The organism is Streptomyces sp. NPDC015130, assembly GCF_043080005.1.
Classification (GTDB): Bacteria; Actinomycetota; Actinomycetes; order Streptomycetales; family Streptomycetaceae; genus Streptomyces.
The window spans coordinates 449,181-466,990 of record NZ_JBIBVC010000005.1 but is presented as its reverse complement, the minus strand read 5'-3'; the positions used below and the strand labels follow the sequence as shown (position 1 = coordinate 466,990).

The following is a 17,810-nucleotide window of genomic DNA, read 5'->3' as shown; positions in this document are numbered from 1 at the left end:
AGGGTGCGCAGGGCGCCGGGTGGCGCCCCGCCCGTCCCGGACCCTAGCGGTAGGTCGGTGCGCAGCGGAATGGTGATCAGCGGGGGAGTGGCCTGCCCGTGCTTGGCATATGCCGCGGATGGGGAGGTAGTTGTCGCGGGAAGTGCCGCGGAGGGCCGCGGAAGGGGTCCGGCGGCAATGAGAAAGGTCACGCCGGGCGGCCGGCGTCCGTCAGGTCGATGGACGGGATCCGGCCAGGCCTGGGGCGCGAAATCCCGCCATGTCCTGCCGGGGTGGCGGTCTGCCCCGGTCCGTCCGGGTTCGGCGCGACCTGCCGGGGCCCCTGGCCCGTCCGTCCGGGTTCGGCCCGGTTCGCTGCATGCCCCTGCCCGGTCCGCCCGGCTCGCTGCAGGCCCCTATCCGGGCCGGACCACTCCCAGGATCTCCATCGAGCCCGCCCCCGCGATGGTCACGTTCCGGCCCGGGCGCGGTGCGTGCACCATCGCTCCGTTGCCGATGTACATCCCGATGTGGCTCGCGTCCTTGAAGTAGACGATCAGGTCGCCCGGGCGCATGTCCTTGACGTCCACGCGCGGCAGCAGCCGCCACTGCTCCTGCGAGGTGCGCGGGATCGGGGCGCCCGCCTTGGCCCAGGCGAGCTGGGTGAGGCCGGAGCAGTCGAACGAGTCCGGGCCCTCCGCCCCCCACACGTACGGCTTGCCGATCTGCGCCGTCGCGAACTCGACCGCCTTCTTGCCCGACGGGGTCGCCCCCGTCTTGAGGTCGCCGAGGATGCCGGTGTCGAGCCAGTTCGTCTGGGCCCGGTACTGCGCCTGCTCCTCCAGCCGGCGCAGTCGCTCGCGCTCCTCGGCGGCGAGCTCGGACTCCAGCTTCTCGGCCGCGGCGATCTTGCCGTTGATCTCCTTCTTCGCCTGGGCCTGCTTGACCCGGTGGGCCTCCAGCTTGGTCCAGTTGGCGCCGGCGTCCTTGGCGTAGACGCCCAACTCGGCCTGCGTGCGGGTCATCTCGCCGAGCAGGTCCGTGGTGGCCTTCGCGCCGGCCTTGAGCCGTCCCGCGGTGTCGAGGAAGAGCTGCGGGTCGTCGGTGAGGACGAGCTGCGCGCCGTCCGGGAGCCCGCCGTTGCGGTACTGGGCGCGGGCGGCGGCGCCCGCCTTGGCCTTGAGGTCCTCGACCTTCTCGCGGCCCTCGACGATCATCCGGGCGAGCCGGACGATCTCCGCGGACTGCTCCTTGGTCTTCTCCTCGGCGAGGTTGTACGCGTCGGTGGCGACGGCGGCCTGCCGGTACAGGCCGTCTATCTCCTTGCGCACCTCCTCCAGGCTCTTCTTCGGAGGGGGCGGGGGCAGCGGCGCGGCGGCGGCCTGGAGGGTCAGTGCCGGTGAGGCCAGCACCGCCAGGGCGCAGATCACGGTGATCGCGGCGGTGGTGTGGCGACGTCGGTTCACAAGCTCCCCCTCGTATGCGGCCCGCGTCTTCTCTGATTTACCGTCAGTAACTTGGCGGTGACCTTGGCGATAGTGCCACGCGGGACCGCAAAACAACAGGGGAAACCAGGGCCTGTCGGGCCGGTTCTCCTCAAGGGACGAGAGATGCGCGGGAGGCGTTCCCGACGCACGGGAAATTCAGCCGGAGTCGGGGTGCCGGAGAAGGAAGGAGCGGCGGAGGCTCCGTCAGGCGCGCGGGGCCAGGGCGTCCCAGCGCACCGTCACCTCGCCCTGCCGCCACCGCCGCGGACCGTCCGTCAGCGGCCAGTCCGCCGCCAGTTCGCGTACGGAGCGGATCCAGCGCTGGCGCGCGCCGAGCGAGGCGTACGGGGCGGCCGCCGCCCACGCCCGGTCGAAGTCCCGCAGGAAGGCGTGCACCGGCTCGCCCGGGACGTTGCGGTGGATGAGCGCCTTCGGGAGCCGCTCCGCGAGGTCCGAGGGGCGCTCCAGCGAGCCGAGCCGGGTCGCGAAGGTCACCGTGCGCGGCCCGCTCCGGTCCAGGGCCACCCACACGTGCCGCCGCCCGATCTCGTCGCAGGTGCCCTCGACGAGCAGCCCCCCGGGCGCGAGCCGCCCGCACAGCCGGGCCCACACGGCCTCGACCTGCTCCTCGTCGTACTGGCGCAGCACGTTCGCCGCCCGGATCAGCGCGACCTCGCCGGGCACCGGCACCTCGAAGCCGCCGTGCAGGAAGGAGAGGCCCTCGTGCTCGTACGGCCGCGCGGCCTCGACACGGGCGGGCTCGATCTCGATGCCGTAGAGCCGGGTGCGGGGCTCGGCGGTGCGGAGCCGGGCGAGGAGCTCGACGGCGGTCCAGGGGGCGGCCCCGTACCCGAGGTCGACGGCGAGCGGCGGTTCGGGGGAGCGGCGCAGGGCGGGGCCGTGGACGGCGGCGATCCAGCGGTCCATGCGGCGCAGTCGGTTCGGGTTGGTGGTCCCGCGGGTCGGTGTGCCGACGGGGCGGGTGGTGCGCGGGGCCATGACACGAGCGTAAGGGGTGGGGAACGGGGGCCGAGGGGGCCCCGTCCGGGCAACGAATTGGCAAAGCGCCCCCGCCGGAGGAAATGAAAGGGGCCATTCCGGTGTTGTCGGGGCTGGAGGACGTACGCGCCCTCCGAGAGTCATGCCCGGCCGCCCCCACGACCGGGTACGGCACCGCACGCCCGACTCAGCTCAGCCCGACACAGCTCAGCCCCGAGGCCGCCCTCGGGATCCCCGAGCGGAAGGACCGCCGACGTGAGCCAGTACGTGTCCCGGCTCGCCGGTACCCGGCACCGGCACCATGCGCCGACCCGGCTCCGGCTCCCCGGCCGGAACCGCACCCCGCGCCGGGTGGCCATGCTCAGCGTCCACACCTCCCCGCTGCACCAGCCGGGCACGGGCGACGCGGGCGGCATGAACGTCTACATCGTCGAGCTGGCCAAGCGCCTGGCCGCCATCGACATCGAGGTGGAGATCTTCACCCGGGCCACCACCGGCGGCCTCCCGCCGGTCGTCGAGCTCACCCCCGGCGTCCTCGTCCGGCACGTCGACGCGGGCCCCTACGAGGGTCTGGCCAAGGAGGAGCTGCCGGCGCAGCTCTGCGCCTTCACCCACGGTGTGATGCAGGCATGGGCGGGCCACCGGCCGGGCCACTACGACCTGGTCCACTCCCACTACTGGCTCTCCGGCCACGTCGGCTGGCTGGCCGCCGAGCGCTGGGGCGTCCCGCTCGTCCACGCGATGCACACCATGGCGAAGGTCAAGAACGCGGCGCTGGCCGAGGGCGACACCCCCGAGCCCGCCGCCCGGGTCATCGGCGAGACCCAGATCGTCTCCGCCGCCGACCGGCTGATCGCCAACACGGCCGAGGAGGCCGACGAGCTCGCCCGCTTCTACGAGGCCGACCCCGGCAAGATCGCGGTCGTCCACCCGGGCGTGAACCTCGACCACTTCCGCCCCGCCGACGGCCGCGCCGCCGCCCGCGCCCGCCTCGGGCTCCCCGCGGACGCCTTCATCCCCGTCTTCGCCGGCCGCATCCAGCCGCTCAAGGCCCCGGACATCCTCCTGCACGCCGCGGCCCGGCTCCTGGAGCAGGACCCCTCGCTGCGCACGCGCATGCTCGTCCCCGTCGTCGGCGGCCCGAGCGGCAGCGGCCTGGCCAAGCCGGAGGGCCTCCAGAAGCTCGCCGCGCGGCTCGGGATCGCGGACATCGTGCGCTTCCACCCGCCGGTGGGGCAGGACCGGCTCGCGGACTGGTTCCGCGCGGCCAGCGTCCTCGTCATGCCCTCGTACAGCGAGTCCTTCGGCCTGGTCGCCATCGAGGCGCAGGCGGCCGGCACCCCGGTCGTCGCGGCGGCGGTGGGCGGTCTGCCCGTCGCCGTGCGGGACGACGTGACCGGCTTCCTCGTCCAGGGGCACGACCCGGCGGACTACGCCCGCGCGCTCGGCCGCTTCCTCGCCGACCCGGGCCTGTCGGACCGGATGGGTGCGGCGGCGGCCCTGCACGCGGGGTCGTTCGGCTGGGACACGGCGGCCTCGGGCACGGCCGACGTGTACACGGCCGCCATGCACGACCACCGGGTCCGGGAGAACCGCCGTCGCGTACGCTCGCACCATGGCTGAGGACGTTCGGCGGATCATCGAGGACACCTTCAACGACGCGGAGCTGGACTGGGAGTCCCCGGAGCCCGGCGCGTACGTCGTGAAGCTCCCGGGCACGCGCAAGCTGTTCACCACCCTGTCGCTCCGGGCGGGCCGCCACTCCCTCTCCCTCAACGCCTTCGTCATCCGGCACCCCGACGAGAACGAGCCGGGCGTCCACCGCTGGCTCCTGGAGCGCAACCTCAAGCTGTACGGGGTGAGTTACGCGGTCGACGGCCTCGGCGACATCTACCTCGCCGGCAAGCTCCCGCTCGCCGCCGTCACGCCCGAGGAGCTGGACCGCCTGCTCGGCTCGGTCCTGGAGGCGGCGGACGGCGACTTCAACACGCTCCTGGAGCTGGGCTTCGCGTCGGCGATCCGGCGGGAGTACGAGTGGCGGGTCTCGCGCGGCGAGTCGACGCGCAACCTCGACGCGTTCAAGAACCTGACCCAGAAAACCGCTCCCTGACCTCGCGCGTGGAGGCGTACGGGAGCCCGGCGTCGGTGCGCCCGCGGAACCTGTACGAGGCCCAGCGGGTGCTCAGGCACCGGTGACGGGCAACGACTCCTCCCGTGCCGCCCGGTACCGGCCCGGTGTCGTGCCGAACTCCCGGCGGAAGGCGTGCGAGAGGGCGTACGGCGAGCTGTAGCCGACCCGGCGGGCGACCGAGGCCAGCGGATCCGGGGTGTCCCGGAGCAGCGCGGCGGCGCGCGTCAGCCGCCACCAGGTCAGGTACGCCATCGGGGGCCGGCCGGTCAGCGCGGTGAAGCGGCGGGCCAGGGTGGGCCGGGAGACACCGGCCTCGGCGGCGAGCAGCTCGTTGGTCCAGGGGGCGGCCGGGTCGGCGTGCATCGCCCGCAGGGCGGCGGCGGTCACCGGGTCACCGAGGGCGCCCGGCCAGGCGCCGCCCGCGCTCCCGGCCGCCAGCCAGGAACGGATCATGTAGACGAGCAGCAGGTCGAGCAGGCTGGGCAGCGCCACGGCCGAACCGGGCAGCCGGCCGCCCGGCCCGCCGCTCACCTCGCCGCCCAGGAGGTCGACGGCGGCGCGGAGTTCGGGGTGGTGGCCGGTGCGGGTCGGCAGGTGGACGAGTGGGGGGAGCTCCGCGAGGAGCGGGTGCGCGTGGCTGTGGTCGAGCCGGTACTTGCCGCAGAGCATCTCGACCTCGCGCACGCGCGCGTCGACGGCCGGCCGGGGCGGCCTCGGCAGGGTCCTGTCGGCCCACCGGGCGAACGGCACCGCGCGCGCCACGGTCGCCGCGTCGGCGGGCGAGTCGGCGATGACGTGCCCCGTACCGTGTGGGAGCAGCACGGCGTCGCCGGGTCCGAGCGCGACCGGTTCGCCGCCGTCGGGCAGCAGCCAGCAGCTGCCCTTCAGGACGACGTGGAACCCGGCACCGTCGTACGGGTCCAGCCGGGCGCACCAGTCGCCGCCGACCCGCACGCGGTCGGAGGAGGGCCGCCCGACGCGTACGGCCGAGATCGCGTCGCTCACCACGTCCATGCCGTCAGCGTACGGCCGTGCTCCCCAAGTCCGGTGAGACGTACGCGTATCCAGAGGAGCGGCAGGAGCATTGAGAGCCTCACGGCGGCTTCCTACGCTCGACGACATGAACACGAGAGAGCACGCGCGGAGTCTCGTCCTGGGAGACGTCGAGGTCATCCGGGTCGTCGAGTGGCAGGGCCCGTTCGGTCCGGCCCGCCGCATCGTCCCGGAGATCGGGGCCGAGGTGTGGAAGGACAACGAGGAGTGGCTGGCGCCGGACCACTGGGCGCCGGAGAGCGACAGCGCGGTCATGGCGCTGCAGAGCTGGGTGCTGCGCAGCGGCGGGCGGACGATCCTGGTCGACACGGGGGTGGGCGACGGGCGTGAGCGGCCGCACTCGCCGCAGTTCCACCGGCGGCGGGACGGGTTCCTGGGCCGGCTGGAGCGGGCCGGCATCCGGCCCGAGGACGTCGACGTCGTCGTCAACACCCATGTGCACGCCGACCACGTCGGCTGGAACACCCGCGCCGCCGAGGAGGAAGGGGAGTGGGTGCCGACCTTCCCGAACGCCGAGTACCTCGTACCGGCCGCCGACGACTTCCACTACGGCCCGGCGAACGGCTACGGCGGCGGCCTCCAGGAGGAGGACCGGCTCGTCTACGAGGACAGCGTCGCGCCCGTCCACCGGGCCGGGCAGGTCACGCTGTGGGACGGGGAGCACCGTGTCGACGAGAACCTGACCCTGGAGTCGGCGCCCGGCCACACGCCGGGCTCGGCGGTGCTGCGGCTGACGTCGGGGGGAGACAGGGCGGTCTTCGTCGGCGACCTGGTGCACAGCCCCGTACAGCTCCTCGAACCGTCCTGCGGCAGCTGCTTCTGCCTCGACCCGGTCCGGGGGGCGGCGAGCCGTCGCCGGATCCTCGAACGGGCGGCGGACGAGCGGGAGCTGGTCGTCCCTGCGCACTTCGGCGGGTCCGGAGCCGTCGAAGTGCGCAGGGAGGGGGAGGGGTTCGGCCTGGTGCGGTGGGCGGAGTACGGGGTCAGGCGCTGACGGAGGCCTGGCCGGCGGCACCGGCGTTCCGGGAGGTGTCCTCCGGGACGCCGTCCTCGGTGACACCGCTCTCGGCGACACCGTCCCTCGCGACACCGTCCCTCGCGACACCGTCCCTCGCGACGCCGTCCCTCGCGACACCGTCCTCCGCGCCGCGCTCCTTCGTGAAGGTCTCCCGCGAGGGACCGTCCTCGTCCCCGAGGGCCTTCCGGAGCCGGGTGTAGTAGCCGACGGCGGCGAGGACGCCGATGGCGGCGGTCGCCGCCCAGAGGACGTCGGGGCCGGGCCCGCCGACGATCGCGCCGGCCGCGATGGGGGCGACGAACCCGGCGACGGCCCAGGACATGCCCATGACGCCCTGGTAGCGGCCGCGGGCGTGCTCGGGGGCGAGCCGGGCGGTGGCGGCGGCGTTCGTCGGGACGTGGATCATCTCGCCGACCGTCCACACGATCACCGTCATGGCGAAGGCGACGGAGGAGCCGGCGAGCGCGGTGGCGCCGGTGCCGAAGGCGAAGAGGAGGGAGGAGAGGGACAGGAGGAGGACGGGGGAGCGCTTGTCGGTCAGCTTGTTGACGAGCAGCTGGAAGCCGACGATCACGATGCCGTTGACGGCGATGACCATGCCGAAGGAGGACGCGGGCAGACCCTGGCCCGCCATGGTCAGCGGGAGGCCGATCCAGGGCGCGGTGAAGACGACGCAGACGAGCAGGTTGAGGAGGACGAGCGTGCGGAAGGGGGCGTCGCGGAGCACGGTCAGCATGCTGACCTTCGCCTCGGCGACGGGCTCGCCGCGCTTGTCGACGGGGGTCTCGGGGCGGGTCTCGGGGAGCCGGAGGAAGACGATGACGGCGCACAGGACGGTCGCGACGGCGTCGACGACGAAGAGGGTGCGGTAGCCGAGGAAGGCGGCGGCGCCGCCGCCGATGGAGGCGATGGCGAAGCCGAGGTTGAGGGCCCAGTAGTTGAGGGCGTACGCCCGGCGCACGTCGTGGGCGGGGACCATGTCCGCGATCGTGGCGTTGATCGACGGCCGGACGGCCTGCATGGCCACGCCCATGAGGAGGACGACGGTGGCGATGGCCCACGGGGCGGTGACGACGGCGAGGGCGGCGGCGCAGGCGGCGGCGGCCAGGTGCATCGTGACCATGGTGGGGCGGCGGCCCCAGCGGTCGGTGAGCGCGCCGCCGAGCGGCGAGCCGGCGACGCCGCCGAGGCCGTGGAGGGCGACGACGAGCCCGGAGAACCAGGCGGAGTGGCCGAGCTCCAGCGTCAGGTAGAGGGGGAGGAAGGTCAGGACGAAGGCACCGGTGCGGTTGACCAGGGTCGAGAGCCAGAGCCACCAGAATCCCGGGGGGAAGCCGGAAACGGTCGCACGAGCTGATCGTCTGAGCGAGTCGATGGACATGTGTGGCCGGCCCCTTGCTGTTGTAAGCCCCTACCTCGGCTTCCGTAACTTACGTATCTCAGGGGTCGGACGCCAGCGAATTGACGACGCGCGTCAATCGTCGGCGGTCGATTAGGCTCCTACGCATGGCCGACGCACCGTACAAGCTGATCCTCCTCCGCCACGGCGAGAGCGAATGGAACGAGAAGAATCTGTTCACCGGTTGGGTGGACGTGAACCTCACCGCGAAGGGCGAGAAGGAGGCGACGCGCGGCGGCGAGCTGCTCAAGGACGCCGGCCTGCTGCCCGACGTGCTGCACACCTCCCTCCAGAAGCGCGCCATCCGCACCGCGCAGCTCGCCCTCGAGTCGGCAGACCGCCACTGGATCCCGGTCAACCGCTCGTGGCGCCTCAACGAGCGCCACTACGGCGCGCTCCAGGGCAAGGACAAGGCCCAGACGCTCGCCGAGTTCGGCGAGGAGCAGTTCATGCTGTGGCGCCGCTCCTACGACACCCCGCCGCCGGCGCTCGCCGACGACAACGAGTACTCGCAGGCCCACGACGCCCGCTACGCGACGATCCCGCCGGAGCTGCGCCCGCAGACCGAGTGCCTCAAGGACGTCGTCGAGCGGATGCTCCCGTACTGGTACGACAACATCGTCCCGGACCTCCTGGCCGGTCGCACGGTCCTGGTCGCGGCCCACGGCAACAGCCTCCGCGCCCTGGTCAAGCACCTGGACGGCATCTCGGACGCGGACATCGCGGGCCTGAACATCCCGACGGGCATCCCCCTGTCGTACGAGCTCGACGAGAACTTCAAGCCCCTCAACCCGGGCGGCACGTACCTCGACCCGGACGCGGCTGCAGCGGCGATCGAGGCCGTGAAGAACCAGGGCAAGAAGAAGTAAGAAAAGTGATCATGCCCCTGACCTGCGCACACGGCGCGGGTCGGGGGTGTTTTCTCGCTCCGGGCCCGCCGACTCGCTAGCGTTCCGGGCCATGAACACGTCACAGACCAGTACGACACTCCGCCTGGAGCGGGTCACCCCCGAGAACGTGGACGCCGCCCTGGAGCTGCGCGTCCACCCCCACCAGGAGCGCAACGTCGCCCCCGTCGTGCGCTCCCTCGCCGAGGCGTACGCCTTCGGGGAGACAGCCTGGCCCCGGCTCATCTTCGACGGGGACGAGCTGGTCGGCTTCCTCATGGCCTTCCTCGACGTCCCGTGGAACGAGAAGAAGGACCCCGCCGACCGCCGCAGCGGCCTCTGGCGGCTCAACATCACCGCCACCGGACAGGGCAAGGGGTACGGGCGCTTCGCCGTCGAGGCGGTGCGCGAAGAGCTCCGGCGGCGCGGCGCGACACAGCTGTACGTGACCTGGGAGCCCGGCGAGGACGGGCCCGGCGAGTTCTACCGCCGGCTCGGCTTCCGTACGACCGGCGAGCTCAGCGGAGGCCAGACCGTCGGCGTCCTCGACATCTGAGCCCCGAGCGGGGACAGGCGGGACGCGGAAACGGCGTACGGACACACGGGGAGGGGCGGGGTCGCGGCCCCGCCCCTCCCCGCCGGTCAGCCCGAGCAGCCTCCGCACTGGCACGGCGAGCCCGACTGGCACCCGCAGCCGCAGCCCGAGCCGCAGCCGCAGGCCCCGAGGACGGGCAGGAACTCCGTCCCGCGCGGGGCCTCCTGCCGGGGGTCGGTCGTCATGGGGGATTCGGCCATGGGGGTCCCTCCCTTTCGAGGCGCGCGTCGCCTCCCCCCATTGCATGCCCACTCGGACCGGCGCATCAACGGCGCACAGGCGCCCGCGCCCCCGGACGCGACTACGCGCCCTCCACCGGCGCGTCCGCCGCCTGGAGCTCGTCCGCGTGCTCACCCGTCACCAGGTACACGACGCGCTTCGCCACCGACACCGCGTGGTCCGCGAACCGCTCGTAGTACCGGCCGAGCAGCGTCACGTCCACGGCCGTCTCGATGCCGTGCCGCCAGCGGTCGTCCATCAGGTGCTGGAACAGCGTCCTGTGCAGCAGGTCCATCTCGTCGTCGTCCTGCTCCAGCTGGAGCGCCAGGTCGACGTCCTTCGTGATGATGACCTCCGCCGCCTTCGCCATCAGACGCTGCGCCAGCTGGCCCATCTCCAGGATGGTCGCGTGCAGGTCCCGCGGCACCGCCGTGTCGGGGAACCGCAGCCGCGCCAGCTTCGCCACGTGCTGCGCCAGGTCGCCCGAGCGCTCCAGGTCCGCGCTCATCCGCAGCGAGGTCACCACGATCCGCAGGTCCGTCGCCACCGGCTGCTGCCGGGCGAGCAGCGCTATCGCCCGGGCCTCCAGGTCGTGCTGGAGGTCGTCGACCTTCTGGTCCGCCGCGATCACGCTCTCCGCGAGCTTCAGGTCCGCGTCGAGCATCGCCGTGGTGGCACGCCCGATCGCCGATCCGACGAGTCGGGCCATCTCGACCAGGCTCTCGCCGATCGAGTCCAGTTCCTCGTGGTACGCGTCCCGCATGGTGTCCCTCTCTACGCAAAGCTCCGGGGTCCGGGTGGGGCTTCGGACCCCCACGCTCCCACGTTCGGCTCCCTACGCGTCCGGTTCCACCCCCTCATGTGAATCGTCACTTTCCTCCAGGTGAACTCTGGGCGACACACGCCACCGGGGCCGTCGTGGCAAATGAACCACCCCCGTCTCCTCGGTGAACTCTGGGCGACGACTGTTCGAGCAGCCACTCGGACGGCTGGGAGAGTGTCCGTCGACCCGCATAACCTTGAGGGCATGGACGTGAACGCGGCGGTCGCCGCATTGGCAGCGATCGCCGGCGTGTGCACCGGCGTGATCGCCATGCTGGCGTTCCGCTGGAGCGAGCGCGACCAGGCGCGACCCACCCGGACCTCCCTGCACACCGACGCGGTGCTCCCGCCCGGCGTCGACACCGTGCTGTCCGTACTGCGCTCGTCCGCGGTCGTCCTCGACGACAGCGACTCCGTGGTGAAGGCCAGCTCGGCGGCGTACGCCCTCGGCCTGGTCCGGGGCGGCAAGCTGGCCGTGGAGCCCATGCTCAACATGGCCCGCGACACCCGCCGCGACGGGGAGATACGGCAGGTCGAGCTGGACCTGGCCCGGCGCGGCACCGGACGCGGCGAGGCCCTCGCCGTCTCCGCCCGCGTCGCCCCGCTGGGCTCGCGGCTGGTCCTGCTCCTGGTCGAGGACCTCACCGAGGCCCGCCGCATCGAAGCCGTACGGCGGGACTTCGTCGCCAACGTGAGCCATGAGCTCAAGACGCCCACGGGCGCCCTCTCCCTGCTCTCCGAGGCGGTCATGGACGCCTCGGACGACCCCGAGGCGGTCACCCGCTTCGCCGGCCGCATGCAGATCGAGGCGACCCGTCTCACCAACCTCGTACAGGAGCTCATCGACCTCTCCCGCGTGCAGAACGACGACCCGCTGGAGGACTCCGAGCCGGTGTCCGTGGACGAGCTCGTCGCCGAGGCGATCGACCGCTCCCGGCACACCGCCTCCACCAAGCAGATCAGCATGATCTCCGGCGGCGCCGCCGACCTGCGCGTCTGGGGGAGCCGCGGCCAGCTCGCCGCCGCCCTCGGCAACCTCGTCGAGAACGCGGTCAACTACTCACCGGCCCACACCCGTGTCGGCATCGCGGCACGCAAGATCGCCGCGCCCGGCGGCGACCTCATCGAGATAGCCGTCACCGACCAGGGCATCGGTATCCCCGACAAGGACAAGGAGCGCGTCTTCGAGCGCTTCTACCGCGTCGACCCGGCCCGCTCCCGTGCCACGGGCGGTACGGGGCTCGGCCTCGCCATCGTCAAGCACGTGGCCGCCTCGCACGGCGGGGAGGTCACCGTGTGGAGCACCGAGGGGCAGGGTTCCACCTTCACCCTGCGGCTTCCCGAGGCGGGCTCCTCACGGGACCGCAGGCCCGTCTCCTCCCCCACCACCCCTGATCTCATGACCGAACCGCTTCCCTCCCCGGAGGTCCTTCCGTGACCCGAGTGCTCGTCGTCGAGGATGAGGAATCCTTCAGCGACGCCCTGTCGTACATGCTCCGCAAGGAGGGCTTCGAGGTCGCCGTGGCGGCGACCGGGCCCGACGGCCTCGACGAGTTCGAGCGCAACGGAGCCGACCTCGTCCTCCTCGACCTGATGCTTCCGGGGCTGCCCGGTACCGAGGTGTGCCGCCAGCTGCGCGGCCGCTCGAACGTCCCGGTGATCATGGTGACCGCCAAGGACAGCGAGATCGACAAGGTCGTCGGCCTGGAGATAGGAGCCGACGACTACGTGACGAAGCCCTTCTCCTCGCGGGAGCTGGTCGCCCGCATCCGCGCGGTGCTCCGCCGCCGCGGCGAGCCGGAGGAGGTCACCCCGGCGGCCCTGGAGGCCGGCCCGGTCCGCATGGACGTCGACCGCCACGTGGTGACGGTCTCGGGCGGCAAGGTCGACCTGCCGCTGAAGGAGTTCGACCTCCTGGAGATGCTGCTGCGCAACGCGGGCCGCGTGCTGACCCGTATGCAGCTCATCGACCGGGTGTGGGGCGCGGACTACGTCGGGGACACGAAGACCCTCGACGTCCACGTGAAGCGCCTCCGCGCCAAGATCGAGCCGGACCCGGGCGCCCCGCGCTACCTGGTGACGGTCCGCGGCCTGGGCTACAAGTTCGAGCCGTAGCAGAACCGCTGGTCCGCTGTACGCGTGAAGGGCGCCCCCCGGCCGGGGGGCGCCCTTCACGCATGTCCTGCCGCGCGGTCAGTGACCGGCGGTCGTGGCCTCGCCCGAGGGCTCGGTGCCGTGCCCGCCTTCGGCGGCGCCGTGGTCGCCCTCGGCGGGGGCCGGGGCCGTCGTCTCGGAGCCCGGGGGAGCCGGGACGATCGACGGGCCGTACTCCTTGAAGTAGCTCGACGCCGGGACGACGAAGGCGTCCAGGCCGACCTCGCCGGTCTTGCTCAGCTTGAAGACGACCTTCTGCGCGTCGCCCTTCCGGGCCGCCTCGGTGCCGTTCTCGATGGTGGCGGTGGGGTTGCCCTCGCCGCCGATCACGACCGAGCCCTGCGCCGGGACGGTGATCGGGCCGGCGGCGCCCGCGGCGGCCGTCAGCTTCACCGTCGCGGTCGTACCCGGCAGGGTGATCGCGTCGATGGTCTGCGGCGTGCGGCCGTTGTTGAAGACGGTCGCCGAGACGACGGCCGGGCCCTTCACGCCCTGGTGGGGCTGCGTGATGACCAGCGCGTTCTGGATCTTGACGTCGTCCACGGTGACGGCCGCGTTGTCGGGCTTGACCTGGAGCGTCTGCGCGTCGTTGCCCGCACCACAGGCGGACAGCGCGGCGATCGAGAACACGATGGCGGTGGCGGCGAGGGCGCCGCGTCGAAGGCTGCGGCTCACGGCGGCGGCATCTCCTAGGACGAACGGACAGGTCTGGGGACTAAGGAACAGCTAAAGGTGTGTCAGCGCGCTTAGGTTACCGAGCCGCACTCTCCGTCCCGCACCCGACCCGCCCCTAACCGCTCCGCCGCACTCGCGGCGACGTCACCGGGGCCGCCCGGAGGGGGCTGTCGGGCGGGCTGCAGGGCGGGCTGTCGGGCAGGCTGTCGAGCGCGGTGCCGAGCGCGTGCCGAGCGGGGTGTCGCGGGGGTTCCGCCCGCCGCCGAGGGCCACCCTCCGTGGCCGGATCGCGACCCATTGACCTGTTGTTCACATAACTGCCTTGATCAATTCGACGGCTGCCCCGCATTCTTCGCGGCCCGCTCCGGAAAATCACGGACCGTCGTCGACCTGATCAATTCCGGAATCACCCCGGCATGCATCCGTACGGGTGGACGATCCTCGAACGGAGTACGTGAAGAAGGGCGCTCCGAACCCGACAAACCGGGACATCGCCCCTCCCTGGAGGGGCTCCAGGTAGGTGTAACGTGCGCGTTTCTCTCCGTCCGTACAGCCGCTCCGACCTGCGAATACCGCCTTCCGGAAGCCCTCCGCAGCACGTTCGTGATGCTGTTGTCAAGCCCCGAGATATGCTCTGACCTGCGAAAACGCCATTCAGAACAACCAGTTTCCGTGTTACCCTGGATAGCCACGGAAGGGGTACCTGTCACATGACGTTCAAGGTTGGCGACACCGTGGTCTATCCCCATCACGGGGCCGCGCTGATCGAGGCCATCGAAACTCGCCAGATCAAAGGCGTGGACAAGACCTACTTGGTGCTCAAGGTCGCGCAGGGCGACCTGACGGTTCGTGTACCGGCGGACAATGCGGAGTTCGTCGGAGTTCGCGACGTGGTCGGTCAGGACGGGCTGGACCGGGTCTTCGAGGTGCTGCGCGCGCCGTACGCCGAAGAGCCGACGAACTGGTCCCGTCGCTACAAGGCAAATCTCGAGAAGCTCGCCTCCGGCGATGTCATCAAGGTCGCCGAAGTGGTGCGCGACCTGTGGCGCCGGGAGCGCGAGCGCGGGCTGTCCGCCGGTGAGAAGCGGATGCTCGCCAAGGCTCGGCAGATCCTGGTCAGCGAGCTGGCTCTCGCGGAGAACACGAACGAGGACAAGGCCGAGGCTCTCCTCGACGAGGTCCTCGCGTCCTGAGTGAGCGCGCTCTGAATCGCTCCGGTCTCCCCCGGGCACCCGGATTCCTCCGGGCGGCCGGATCTTTCCGGGCGATTCGCTCCGAGCGTGCTTCCAAGTGAAGCGATGCCGCGGTGCCCGCTGGCGCGCTGTGAACCACACAGCGCTGTCGCCGGGCGCTGCGGCATGTTCGCGTACGAATGCGGAGCGTACGCACGACCGTACGCACCCGGCCGGCCGGCTTCCTGAAGAGCCGCCGTCCCGTGCGTACCGCTGAAGAGAACCCGCACCCCCTGTTACGTCCGAACCCCTGTGCTCACGCGCTCACGCCTCGACCGTCGTCACGGAAAGGGCCCGGTCAAGGCGGAGCGTCCGGCACGGTGAGGCCATACCCATGTCGGCCGCGGAAACAAACCTGCCGGAGTGCAACCGATGTCAGACGAAGCGCGTCCTCCTCGTACCGCCGTGGTGATCCCGGCGGCCGGACGGGGCGTACGCCTCGGCCCGGGCGCCCCCAAGGCGCTCCGCGCGCTGAACGGCACCCCCATGCTCATCCACGCCGTCCGCGCGATGGCCGCCTCCCGCGCGGTCTCGCTCGTCGTCGTGGTCGCACCGTCCGACGGCGCCGCCGAGGTCAAGCGCCTCCTCGACGACCACGCCCTCCCCGAGCGGACCGACTACCTCGTCGTCCCCGGCGGCGACACCCGCCAGGAATCCGTCCACCTCGGACTCCAGGCGCTGCCCGAGGGCGTCACCACCGTCCTCGTCCACGACGCGGCCCGCCCCCTGGTCCCCGTCGACACCGTGGACGCCGTCATCGAGGCCGTACGCGACGGGGCCGTCGCCGTCGTCCCCGCGCTGCCCGTCGCCGACACCGTCAAGGAGGTCGAGCCGGCCGAGCGGCCCGGCGACCCCGAGCAGGTCGTCGCCACACCGGTCCGCGCCCGCCTCCGCGCCGTCCAGACCCCGCAGGGCTTCGACCACGACACGCTGGTCAACGCCCACGCCACCATCGCCCTCACCGGCGAGGGCGCCACCGACGACGCCGGCATGGTCGAGCGGCTCGGCGCGCCCGTCGTCGTCGTGCCCGGCCACGAAGAGGCCTTCAAGGTGACCCGCCCCCTCGACCTCGTCCTCGCCGAGGCCGTACTCGCCCGCAGGAGGGCCAACGATGGCTTCTGACCTCCCCCTCATCCCCCGTACCGGCATCGGGACCGACGTCCACGCCTTCGAGAAGGGCCGCGAACTCTGGTGCGCGGGCCTGCTCTGGGAGGGCGAGGAGTACGGACTCGCCGGGCACTCCGACGGAGACGTCGCCGCCCACGCCGCCTGTGACGCCCTCTTCTCCGCCGCCGGAATCGGCGACCTCGGCGCCCACTTCGGCACCTCGCGCCCCGAGTGGTCCGGCGCCTCCGGCGTCACCCTCCTCGCCGAGGCCGCCCGGATCGTCCGCGCCGAGGGGTACGAGATCGGCAACATCGCCGTCCAGGTCGTCGGCGTCCGCCCCAAGGTCGGCAAGCGCCGCGACGAGGCGCAGAAGGCGCTGAGCGAGGCGGCCGGCGCGCCCGTCTCCGTCTCCGGCACGACCACCGACGGCCTCGGTCTGACCGGCCGGGCCGAGGGCCTGGCCGCCCTCGCGACCGCCCTCGTCTACCCCGTAACGGCTCCGTAGCCCCGGAACGTGCGAAAAACGTGCCCCGCGAATCGTCGACAGGTCGCGGGGCACTACCACACGCCCACTACCCTGGAGTGGTGACTATTCGCCTGTACGACACCAGCGCCCGGCAGATCCGTGACTTCACCCCGCTCACACCGGGCTGCGTCTCGATCTACCTCTGTGGTGCCACCGTGCAGGCCGCCCCGCACATCGGCCACATCCGGTCGGGGCTGAACTTCGACATCATGCGCCGCTGGTTCGCCTACCGCGGCTACGACGTCACGTTCATCCGGAACGTCACCGACATCGACGACAAGATCATCGCCAAGGGCGCGGACCAGGGCCGCCCCTGGTGGTCCATCGGCTACGAGAACGAGCGCGCGTTCAACTCGGGCTACGACGCCCTCGGTTGCCTGCCGCCCACCTACGAGCCCCGCGCCACCGGGCACGTGCCCGAGATGATCGAGATGATGCGCGGCCTCATCGAGCGCGGTCACGCGTACGAGGCCGACGGCAGCGTCTACTTCGACGTGCGCTCCTTCCCCGGGTACCTGGAGCTGTCCAACCAGGACATCGACGACCTGCGGCAGCCCACCGAGGACGGCATCACCGGCAAGCGCGACCCGCGCGACTTCGCGATGTGGAAGGCGACCAAGCCGGGCGAGCCCGACTGGGAGACCCCGTGGGGCCGCGGCCGCCCCGGCTGGCACCTGGAGTGCTCGGCCATGGCCCACAAGTACCTGGGCTCCGCCTTCGACATCCACGGCGGCGGCCTCGACCTGATCTTCCCGCACCACGAGAACGAGATCGCCCAGGCCAAGGCCTACGGCGACGAGTTCGCGAAGTACTGGGTGCACAACGCCTGGGTCACCATGGCCGGCGAGAAGATGTCGAAGTCGCTCGGCAACAGCGTGCTGGTGTCGGAGATGGTGAAGGCCTGGCGCCCCATCGTCCTCCGCTACTACCTGGGCACCCCGCACTACCGCTCGATGATCGAGTACAGCGAGGAGTCCCTGCGCGAGGCCGAGTCGGCGTTCGCCCGCATCGAGGGCTTCGTCCAGCGCGCCACCGAGAAGGCCGGGACGACCGTCGCCCCCGCCGCCGAGGTGCCGCCGGCCTTCGCCGAGGCCATGGACGACGACCTGGGCGTGCCGCACGCGCTCGCGATCATCCACACCACCGTCCGCCAGGGCAACAGCGCCCTCGCCGCGGACGACAAGGACGAGGCCATCGCCCGCCTCGCCGAGGTCCGCGCCATGCTCGGCGTCCTCGGCCTGGACCCGCTCGACCCCCAGTGGGCCGACGAGTCCGGTGGCGGCGAGGAGCTCCACGGCGTCGTCGACACCCTCGTACGGCTCGTGCTCCAGCAGCGCGAGTCGGCCCGCGAGCGGAAGGACTGGGCGACCGCGGACGCGATCCGCGATCAGCTGAGCCACTCCGGCCTCGCCATCGAGGACAGCCCCGACGGCCCCCGCTGGACGCTGGGCAACCGTTAGAAGACGTGCCGCTCGGGGCTCCGAGCGGCACACTTCAGTTACAGACTTTGTACGTCAGCAGAGGAAA

At 72.0% G+C, this 17,810-nt stretch carries 18 protein-coding genes; 11 read left to right on the top strand and 7 right to left on the bottom strand.

Annotation, left to right across the window (positions count from 1 at the left end):
- Positions 1-395: 395 nt before the first annotated feature.
- Positions 396-1,445 carry an NlpC/P60 family protein gene (locus ACF08F_RS13610; protein ID WP_392298655.1) on the bottom strand — a complete coding sequence of 350 codons (1,050 nt, stop codon included), beginning with the start codon at positions 1,443-1,445 and terminating at the stop codon, positions 396-398.
- Positions 1,446-1,670: 225 nt separating this feature from the next.
- Entirely contained in the window at positions 1,671-2,465 is a 795-nt protein-coding gene (locus ACF08F_RS13605) for a class I SAM-dependent methyltransferase (protein ID WP_392298654.1), read from the bottom strand.
- Positions 2,466-2,720: 255 nt separating this feature from the next.
- On the opposite strand from ACF08F_RS13605, the gene mshA reads away from it, so the two are divergent.
- Positions 2,721-4,088: a D-inositol-3-phosphate glycosyltransferase gene (mshA, locus tag ACF08F_RS13600; protein ID WP_392298653.1), complete on the top strand. Its 1,368-nt coding sequence runs from the start codon at positions 2,721-2,723 to the stop codon at positions 4,086-4,088.
- Positions 4,081-4,575 (top strand): YbjN domain-containing protein, encoded by a 495-nt coding sequence (locus tag ACF08F_RS13595; protein ID WP_392298652.1) that lies wholly within the window; start codon positions 4,081-4,083, stop codon positions 4,573-4,575. The genes mshA and ACF08F_RS13595 overlap by 8 nt, the downstream gene beginning before the upstream one ends.
- A 72-nt stretch (positions 4,576-4,647) precedes the next feature.
- On the opposite strand, the gene ACF08F_RS13590 is transcribed toward ACF08F_RS13595, so the two are convergent.
- Positions 4,648-5,610 carry an AraC family transcriptional regulator gene (locus ACF08F_RS13590; RefSeq protein ID WP_392298651.1) on the bottom strand — a complete coding sequence of 321 codons (963 nt, stop codon included), beginning with the start codon at positions 5,608-5,610 and terminating at the stop codon, positions 4,648-4,650.
- A gap of 106 nt (positions 5,611-5,716) precedes the next feature.
- On the opposite strand from ACF08F_RS13590, the gene ACF08F_RS13585 reads away from it, so the two are divergent.
- Positions 5,717-6,643 carry an MBL fold metallo-hydrolase gene (locus ACF08F_RS13585; protein ID WP_392298650.1) on the top strand — a complete coding sequence of 309 codons (927 nt, stop codon included), beginning with the start codon at positions 5,717-5,719 and terminating at the stop codon, positions 6,641-6,643.
- Here ACF08F_RS13585 and ACF08F_RS13580 read toward each other — a convergent pair.
- Positions 6,633-8,048 (bottom strand): MDR family MFS transporter, encoded by a 1,416-nt coding sequence (locus tag ACF08F_RS13580; RefSeq protein WP_392298649.1) that lies wholly within the window; start codon positions 8,046-8,048, stop codon positions 6,633-6,635. The genes ACF08F_RS13585 and ACF08F_RS13580 overlap by 11 nt on opposite strands.
- Positions 8,049-8,173: 125 nt before the next feature.
- Here ACF08F_RS13580 and ACF08F_RS13575 point away from each other — a divergent pair, with 125 nt between their 5' ends.
- Both ACF08F_RS13575 and ACF08F_RS13570 read left to right on the top strand, forming a co-directional pair.
- Positions 8,174-8,935 (top strand): phosphoglyceromutase, encoded by a 762-nt coding sequence (locus ACF08F_RS13575; RefSeq protein WP_030554270.1) that lies wholly within the window; start codon positions 8,174-8,176, stop codon positions 8,933-8,935.
- Between the two features lie 91 nt (positions 8,936-9,026).
- Positions 9,027-9,509 (top strand): GNAT family N-acetyltransferase, encoded by a 483-nt coding sequence (locus tag ACF08F_RS13570; protein ID WP_392298648.1) that lies wholly within the window; start codon positions 9,027-9,029, stop codon positions 9,507-9,509.
- Positions 9,510-9,595: 86 nt separating this feature from the next.
- Here ACF08F_RS13570 and ACF08F_RS13565 read toward each other — a convergent pair whose 3' ends face one another.
- Together ACF08F_RS13565 and phoU are read right to left on the bottom strand one after the other, a co-directional pair.
- Positions 9,596-9,748, bottom strand: coding sequence for a hypothetical protein (locus tag ACF08F_RS13565; protein ID WP_392298647.1), 153 nt, complete (start codon positions 9,746-9,748; stop codon positions 9,596-9,598).
- A 101-nt stretch (positions 9,749-9,849) separates the two neighbouring features.
- Positions 9,850-10,530 (bottom strand): phosphate signaling complex protein PhoU, encoded by a 681-nt coding sequence (gene phoU / locus ACF08F_RS13560; protein ID WP_024756335.1) that lies wholly within the window; start codon positions 10,528-10,530, stop codon positions 9,850-9,852.
- Positions 10,531-10,794: 264 nt separating this feature from the next.
- Here phoU and ACF08F_RS13555 point away from each other — a divergent pair, with 264 nt between their 5' ends.
- On the top strand, positions 10,795-12,027 hold the full coding sequence (locus ACF08F_RS13555; protein ID WP_392298646.1) for a sensor histidine kinase: 1,233 nt from the start codon (positions 10,795-10,797) through the stop codon (positions 12,025-12,027).
- Positions 12,024-12,704, top strand: a complete 681-nt coding sequence (locus ACF08F_RS13550) for a response regulator transcription factor (RefSeq protein WP_017242433.1) — start codon at positions 12,024-12,026, stop codon at positions 12,702-12,704. The genes ACF08F_RS13555 and ACF08F_RS13550 overlap by 4 nt, the downstream gene beginning before the upstream one ends.
- 78 nt (positions 12,705-12,782) lie before the next feature.
- Here ACF08F_RS13550 and ACF08F_RS13545 read toward each other — a convergent pair whose 3' ends face one another.
- Entirely contained in the window at positions 12,783-13,418 is a 636-nt protein-coding gene (locus ACF08F_RS13545) for a DUF461 domain-containing protein (RefSeq protein ID WP_392298645.1), read from the bottom strand.
- Between the two features lie 710 nt (positions 13,419-14,128).
- On the opposite strand from ACF08F_RS13545, the gene ACF08F_RS13540 reads away from it, so the two are divergent.
- The 4 genes from ACF08F_RS13540 to cysS all read left to right on the top strand — a co-directional run bounded on the left by ACF08F_RS13540 (position 14,129) and on the right by cysS (position 17,743).
- A complete protein-coding gene (locus tag ACF08F_RS13540; protein WP_003953493.1) occupies positions 14,129-14,611 on the top strand; it encodes a CarD family transcriptional regulator in 483 nt (160 codons plus the stop codon).
- A gap of 411 nt (positions 14,612-15,022) precedes the next feature.
- Positions 15,023-15,772 carry a 2-C-methyl-D-erythritol 4-phosphate cytidylyltransferase gene (ispD, locus tag ACF08F_RS13535; RefSeq protein WP_392298644.1) on the top strand — a complete coding sequence of 250 codons (750 nt, stop codon included), beginning with the start codon at positions 15,023-15,025 and terminating at the stop codon, positions 15,770-15,772.
- Positions 15,762-16,262, top strand: coding sequence for a 2-C-methyl-D-erythritol 2,4-cyclodiphosphate synthase (gene ispF, locus ACF08F_RS13530; protein ID WP_392298643.1), 501 nt, complete (start codon positions 15,762-15,764; stop codon positions 16,260-16,262). Before ispD ends, ispF begins: the two co-directional genes overlap by 11 nt.
- Before the next feature lie 80 nt (positions 16,263-16,342).
- Positions 16,343-17,743 carry a cysteine--tRNA ligase gene (gene cysS / locus ACF08F_RS13525; protein ID WP_392298642.1) on the top strand — a complete coding sequence of 467 codons (1,401 nt, stop codon included), beginning with the start codon at positions 16,343-16,345 and terminating at the stop codon, positions 17,741-17,743.
- Positions 17,744-17,810 lie beyond the last annotated feature (67 nt).